Genomic DNA, 7,083 nt, shown 5'->3' with positions numbered 1-7,083 from the left:
CGGCGGCCGCCATACGCCAGAAAGGCAGCCGGCCTTGCTTAGGCACCTCCAGCAGGTGGCTTATGTTCAGTCGGCTCGGGATTGGTTCTTCCGCGACAAAGTTGAGCGCAGCCCGCAAATCAAGCCGCTGCCTGCCATAGCTGTCAATTCGCGCGGCGATTTCGGGATGGGTTTCAAGATAGACGGAAACTTCGGCTTCACGCGCCTCATCCAGCGCGCCGTCCACAAAACCGTGAAGATCATCCTCGGTGATCGGTTTCACGCTCATTTTACTCTCCGAAGATGGGCGGCTGGCCCCTGTGTTGTCTGCCCCGAGTTCTCCAATATCTGCCGTAGCCGCTCACGCGCCCGCGACAGGCGCGACATGACGGTGCCGATCGGGATAGCCAGGACTTCGGCTGTCTGCGAATAGGACAGATCCTCGACCGATACCAGCAACAGGACACTGCGCTGCTCCTCGGGAAGTTTCTCCAGCGCCTGAATAATATCGCGACGCATCAGATTATCTTCCTGTGTCGGTTGCCGGGCAAAGGCACTTTCATCCACCTTCTCAAAGGGCAGATGTTCGCCACGGCGTGCGGTCTGTTTCAACCGGTTGACCGCCAGATTGTGAAGGATAGCAAAGATCCAGGTGCGCGGATCGTCGTTTCGGCGATGATGCCAATGGGCAATAACCCGCTCCAGGCAATCCTGAACGAGATCGTCGGCCGCCGTTACATCCTTCAGCAATCCACGGGCGTAGCGGCGGAGCGCCGGGATCATCGGTTCGACAAGCTGCAGAATGTCACTCATGAGGCTTACCTTCAGGAGCTTTCGCCCGCCACCCTATCACAGGCGGCGGGCGGAAGAGATCTACTTCGCTTCGATCTGGACCACTTCGCCGGACCCTTTATCTCCTGCCGCGGTAATGACGAGATAGCGGCGCTCGGCCTTCTCTCTGCTCTGGACGATCTGTCTGATGGGGCCGACGGCATTGACGATTGCCGAGCCGGCCGGGTTCGTCATGAATGACGCCAAAGGCTGAAGATCGCCAGTACCGTCAGCCCTCGTGGAGAGCGCAAGAATGTAAGGCTTCTTGGGCTCCAGCCCCGTCACGGATGCCTGCAACACCTGTGACAGACCCTGATCGAAAAGAGAGACACTCGTTGGTGCAACGCCATCCTGCTTCGCCTTCGGCGCGTGCAGGACAAGATGTGCCACCCCGCCAGCGACGCCGAGCGGTTGGAGGTTCTGCATGCCGTTGCCCTCAGGAACTGCATTGGGGACATAGTTGACGGCCTGCGGTGCCTGGCCGATCGGTATCGTAGCGATCACCTTGTTTGTCAGTGTATCGATCGCTGCCAGCGCATCGGCGTTTTCGAGACCCACATAAACGCGCGTGCCATCGCCTGATGGCCAGACGCCGTGCGGAAGATTGCCGACGGGAATTGTCGCGACCTGTTCGAAATTATCCGTGCGATAGACCTTCACCTCGTTAAGGCCACCAACGGAGATATAGGCAAATTCGCCGTTGGCGTTGTGAACGATGTTGACGTGATTGGTGATCGGCCCGGTATCGATCGTCCTGATGAGATCAAAGGGGGCCTCAGCGTCGAAGACCTGTGTCTTGCCGATATCCTTCAGAGTAAACCAAACCTGCTTGCCATCAGGCGTCGCCGCAATGTTCGGGCAGAAGGGGCTTTCCTGCTTGATATGGCCAACGATCTGGTGATCGGCGACAGAAACGACAACCGTCTCGGGATTGAACGAGGAGCAGATATAGCCGTATTTTCCATCCGGCGAGAAGATCTGCATGCCTGGGCCGGCCGGCACCTTGATCTGCAGCTTCTCCTCATAGGTATGCGCATCGACGACGGAGATGTAATCCTCTCCGCGAACGGTGACCCAGACTTCGTTACCATCAGGTGTAAAGAATGCCTCATGCGGCGAGCGGCCCACATAGGTGGTGTGCTTTACGGCGTTAGTCGCTGTGTCGATGAACGTTACCGAATTCGAGCCGATCGAAACGACAGCCAATGTCTTGTGGTCGGGCGAAAAACCCATGCCGTGGACCAGGACCTGCCCACGATAGAGCGGGCTGAGATTGCCCGGCTGCGGATCGCCGAGACGGATGACGCCGAGCAATTTGTTGGTGGATGGATCGGTGACCGAAACCGTGTTGGAGAATTGTTCGGCTGCGTAGACGCGATCCTTGCTGCTGATCGGGATATCCGGATCGGAGGCCGCACCCGGCGCCTGGCCGGCGAAACTTGTTAAAGGGGCCAGCGTCGTGCCGGCAAGCAGGCTGAGGACGAGAAGGCTAGACTTCATGACGGGGTCCTTTCAATTGCCCATTTTCATGTTCGGATCCATGGCCGGCATCATCGACATGCCGGCGCCGGAAGAGACGGAGTTTTGCGGGGAAACTTGCGTCGGCGCCGGCTCCGAAGGCGGAAGGGGATCGCCGAGAGCCAGCCTCATCGCGGCGATTTCCTGCTGTTGATCGACGATGATTTCCTGGGCAATGCGTTTGAGCTGTTCATTGCTGCCGTAACGCAGATAGGCCTGCGCCATATCGATCGCGCCCTGATGATGAGGGATCATCATCTCGACGAAATCCCTGCTAACGTCGCCTGTCGGCTTGACCGCCATGCCGTTCATCATCTTCGCCATGGCTGCATCGTTTTCCGTCAGGAACGGCGTCTCGTCGGTAACCGCGGAGGTGGTGTGTTCATGCGGTGCCGGATCGTCCGCAAACGCGGAAACGGACAGGATCACCAAGATCGATGCCGCCAGCGGAAGGGATCTTTTTTGGGGAAAGACGTTCATGCGGGCTCCTTGTTTTGCAGAGCGGTTTCATGAACGTGGACAACGGAGCTGCCGATTTATTCCGTCTAGCTGCGGTTTTTCCGACGGTCAGATAAATTCTGGCGTTGTGGCAGGCTGCGGTGGCTAAAGACGATGGGCATGGCCGCTTCTCACGACAACAAAAAAGCCCGCTTTGCGGCGGGCTTTTTTAATTGGTTTTTTGTTGCGGCCTTGCTGGATTCGCTTTGCTGATCCTTGTGGTTATGGAGCGCTTTGGGCCGATGAGCTGGCATCGAGAGGGAAGATTAGGTCTTCACGCCAGCGATAAACTGCGTACGGGTAGATTTCGGGGGAGTTTAGTAAGATTTGGTTGCGGGGGCAGGATTTGAACCTGCGGCCTTCAGGTTATGAGCCTGACGAGCTACCGGGCTGCTCCACCCCGCGCCAGCGCAAATCCGTAGGATTTGTCGCGATAGCGTAAATCGCCTTTGGCGATTTACGCTCTCTTCCGAGCAAATTGCTTTGCAATTTGTCTCGTGTTCCTGTGCTCCAGAAGCACAAAAGGCCGCTTTGCGAGCGGCCCTTTGATCGGCTTTGGGCCGTAAGTTTGTGATGAGAAGATTTTCACGAGTTGCGTTTAGCAGACCTGGCAGCGACCGACTCTCCCGCGTCTTAAGACGAAGTACCATAGGCGCTGGGGCGTTTCACGGCCGTGTTCGGAAAGGGAACGGGTGCAGCCACCCCGCCATAACCACCAGGTCAGCGAAGCGCAACTTGTGTGAGAAGCTGGTGCAGGCCGAAGGCCTGCTTGTTTAAACACGTCAAAGGCTCAAACCGGACAAACACTTGCGTGTTTGCCGGGCCCGTCGCAAAGGCAGACGCCTTTGCTCTGTCGGGACGAATGCAATGCATTCGCCCTGAGATGAGCATAGTCAATGAGAACGATCAAGCCAATCGAGCTATTAGTACCGGTAAGCTTCATGCGTTGCCGCACTTCCACACCCGGCCTATCAACGTGGTCGTCTTCCACGGCTCTGATAGGGAACACTCGTTTCCAGGTGGGTTTCCCGCTTAGATGCCTTCAGCGGTTATCCCGTCCATATATAGCTACCCTGCTATGCCCTTGGCAGGACAACAGGTCCACCAGAGATATGTCCATCCCGGTCCTCTCGTACTAGGGACAGATCCTGTCAATATTCCTACACCCACGGCAGATAGGGACCGAACTGTCTCACGACGTTCTGAACCCAGCTCACGTACCGCTTTAATTGGCGAACAGCCAAACCCTTGGGACCTGCTCCAGCCCCAGGATGCGATGAGCCGACATCGAGGTGCCAAACAACCCCGTCGATATGGACTCTTGGGGGTCATCAGCCTGTTATCCCCGGCGTACCTTTTATCCGTTGAGCGATGGCCCTTCCACGCGGGACCACCGGATCACTATGACCGACTTTCGTCTCTGCTCGACTTGTCAGTCTCGCAGTCAGGCGGGCTTATGCCATTGCACTCGACGACCGATTTCCGACCGGTCTGAGCCCACCATCGCGCGCCTCCGTTACTCTTTCGGAGGCGACCGCCCCAGTCAAACTACCCACCATACACTGTCCCGGACCCGGATAACGGGCCGCGGTTAGACATCCATGACGATAAGGGTGGTATTTCAAGGATGGCTCCACGGAAACTGGCGTCCCCGCTTCAAAGCCTACCACCTATCCTACACATGCCGACACGAATGCCAGTGTAAAGCTATAGTAAAGGTGCACGGGGTCTTTCCGTCTGACCGCAGGAACCCCGCATCTTCACGGGGAATTCAATTTCACTGAGTCTATGTTGGAGACAGCGGGGAAGTCGTTACGCCATTCGTGCAGGTCGGAACTTACCCGACAAGGAATTTCGCTACCTTAGGACCGTTATAGTTACGGCCGCCGTTTACTGGGGCTTCGATTCAAAGCTTGCACCTCTCCTCTTAACCTTCCAGCACCGGGCAGGCGTCAGACCCTATACGTCGTCTTGCGACTTCGCAGAGCCCTGTGTTTTTGATAAACAGTCGCTACCCCCTGGTCTGTGCCACCCCAAAATACTTGCGTAGATTGGGGTCACGCTTCTTCCGAAGTTACGCGTGCAATTTGCCGAGTTCCTTCAACATAGTTCTCTCAAGCGCCTTGGTATACTCTACCTGACCACCTGTGTCGGTTTCGGGTACGGTCTATACGGTGGAGCTATTTCCTGGAACCGCTCCGCTGCCCATCCAATCCAATAAGAATGAACAACTTGTGCGATCCGTCACTTCCACCAGGCCCACGAATATTAACGTGGTTCCCATCGACTACGCGTGTCCGCCTCGTCTTAGGGGCCGGCTAACCCTGCTCAGATTAACTTTAAGCAGGAACCCTTGGTCTTTCGGCGAGAGGGTCTCTCACCCTCTTTATCGTTACTCATGTCAACATTCGCACTTCCGATACCTCCAGGAGCCCTCACGGGTCTCCCTTCATCAGCTTACGGAACGCTCCGCTACCACTCCTCAAAGAGGAATCCTCAGCTTCGGTGCATGGCTTTAGCCCCGTTACATTTTCGGCGCAAAGACCCTTATTTAGACCAGTGAGCTGTTACGCTTTCTTTAAATGATGGCTGCTTCTAAGCCAACATCCTGGTTGTTTTGGGATCCTCACATCCTTTCCCACTTAGCCATGACTTGGGGACCTTAGCTGGAGGTTAGGGTTGTTGCCCTTTTCACGACGGACGTTAGCACCCGCCGTGTGTCTGCCTGGTAGTACTTCCCGGTATTCGGAGTTTGGTTAGGATCAGTAAGACGGTGAGTCCCCATAGCCCATCCAGTGCTCTACCCCCGGGAGTATTCGCCAGACGCTCTACCTAAATAGATTTCGCGGAGAACCAGCTATTTCCGAGTTTGATTGGCCTTTCACCCCTAGCCACAAGTCATCCCAATCTATTGCAACAGATGCGGGTTCGGTCCTCCAGTTGGTGTTACCCAACCTTCAACCTGCTCATGGCTAGATCACTCGGTTTCGGGTCTAATGCAACAAACTATATCGCCCTATTCAGACTCGCTTTCGCTGCGCCTACACCTACCGGCTTAAGCTTGCTTGTTACACTAAGTCGTTGACCCATTATACAAAAGGTACGCCGTCAGGGTTGCCCCCTCCGACTGTTTGTAGGCATCCGGTTTCAGGTACTATTTCACTCCCCTTGTCGGGGTGCTTTTCACCTTTCCCTCACGGTACTTGTTCGCTATCGGTCATGCACGAGTACTTAGGCTTGGAGAGTGGTCTCCCCATGTTCAGACAGGATTTCACGTGTCCCGCCCTACTCTAGGACATTAATGATATCTACGCGTACGGGGCTGTCACCCGCTACGGCCGCACTTTCCAGAGCGTTCCGCTTTAATCACTAATGCCACTGGCCTGGTCCGCGTTCGCTCGCCACTACTTGCGGAGTCTCGGTTGATGTCCTTTCCTGCAGGTACTTAGATGTTTCAGTTCCCTGCGTTCGCTTCTTACCCCTATGTATTCGAAAGTAAGATACCTTATTACAATGCTTGGAAACCTCTCCTGTTTGTCCTCACGGCCAAAGGCCTGCGGACAGCACGCCGGATAACCGGCGACGGCCTCTGGCCTTGCGAAGCATCCGCTTCGATCAACCAAAAGCCAACAGAACAGATTTCCCAAGCATTTAAGGTGGGTTTCCCCATTCGGAGATCCATGGATCAAAGCTTATTCGCAGCTCCCCACGGCTTATCGCAGCGTATCACGTCCTTCATCGCCTGTGCATGCCAAGGCATCCACCAAATGCCCTTACGACACTTAATCGTTCTCATTGCCAATGCTCATCTTTAGTTGGATTTGGAATTCCTATCCTTCTCGCTTGCGCTCGAAGGGGTTCCAAATCTGACCATACGGACAACTCTTCAGTTGCCGCGGCGGTCAGCCCCAACAACCTGGTTACCTTTTACAACCAGATCATTCAGATGCCATCGACGTGTTCGACCTGATCACTTTATTGGAGCTACGCCGAGCAGCTCGCTTGTGTCAGGTCTTAAGACCAGCTTCTCGAGATTTGATCCGATACCGCGCGGTCAGGCAACGGTAATCCGATCGTCCGTCAGACGATGCCCAAAGACATCGAACAACACGCGATAAACCGCTAAGCGGTTTACGCTGGACGATCCAGAGCGACAAGCTTCCTTCCTACCTCCAGTCCCTCCACCATACCCGGCCGGCTAGGCCATCCATGGTTTCTCAGGAACCGGGCTCGGACGTCATGAGTAAAACTCACAAC

Annotated in this window: 3 protein-coding genes, 1 tRNA gene, 2 rRNA genes and 1 pseudogene; all 7 read right to left on the bottom strand. The window is 55.5% G+C overall.

Annotation, left to right across the window (positions count from 1 at the left end; all coding sequences use genetic code 11):
* Positions 1-268: pseudogene (locus PMI11_RS30045) on the bottom strand (anti-sigma factor); the annotation flags it as partial.
* Positions 265-792: an RNA polymerase sigma factor gene (locus tag PMI11_RS30040; RefSeq protein ID WP_007824931.1), complete on the bottom strand. Its 528-nt coding sequence runs from the start codon at positions 790-792 to the stop codon at positions 265-267. The gene PMI11_RS30040 and the pseudogene PMI11_RS30045, both read right to left, overlap by 4 nt.
* A 60-nt stretch (positions 793-852) precedes the next feature.
* Complete coding sequence (locus PMI11_RS30035; RefSeq protein ID WP_007824929.1) at positions 853-2,310, bottom strand: YncE family protein; 1,458 nt, start codon at positions 2,308-2,310, stop codon at positions 853-855.
* A gap of 12 nt (positions 2,311-2,322) precedes the next feature.
* Entirely contained in the window at positions 2,323-2,808 is a 486-nt protein-coding gene (locus PMI11_RS30030) for a DUF305 domain-containing protein (protein ID WP_007824928.1), read from the bottom strand.
* Between the two features lie 346 nt (positions 2,809-3,154).
* A tRNA-Met gene (locus PMI11_RS30025) sits at positions 3,155-3,231 on the bottom strand.
* Positions 3,232-3,431: 200 nt separating this feature from the next.
* Positions 3,432-3,546 (bottom strand): 5S ribosomal RNA (rrf, locus tag PMI11_RS30020).
* A 182-nt stretch (positions 3,547-3,728) separates the two neighbouring features.
* Positions 3,729-6,614: ribosomal RNA gene (locus PMI11_RS30015) — 23S ribosomal RNA — on the bottom strand.
* Positions 6,615-7,083: the final 469 nt, after the last annotated feature.

Origin of the sequence: Rhizobium sp. CF142 (assembly GCF_000281145.1) — a bacterium.
In the GTDB taxonomy this organism is placed as follows: Bacteria; Pseudomonadota; Alphaproteobacteria; order Rhizobiales; family Rhizobiaceae; genus Rhizobium.
This window is presented reverse-complemented; position numbering and strand designations above follow the sequence as displayed.

What these genes read in the sequence shown, in the direction of transcription:
- PMI11_RS30040 (WP_007824931.1), bottom strand. Translation starts at nt 792, where the DNA reads ATGAGTGACATTCTGCAGCTTGTCGAACCGATGATCCCGGCGCTCCGC.
- PMI11_RS30035 (WP_007824929.1), bottom strand. Translation starts at nt 2,310, where the DNA reads ATGAAGTCTAGCCTTCTCGTCCTCAGCCTGCTTGCCGGCACGACGCTG.
- PMI11_RS30030 (WP_007824928.1), bottom strand. Translation starts at nt 2,808, where the DNA reads ATGAACGTCTTTCCCCAAAAAAGATCCCTTCCGCTGGCGGCATCGATC.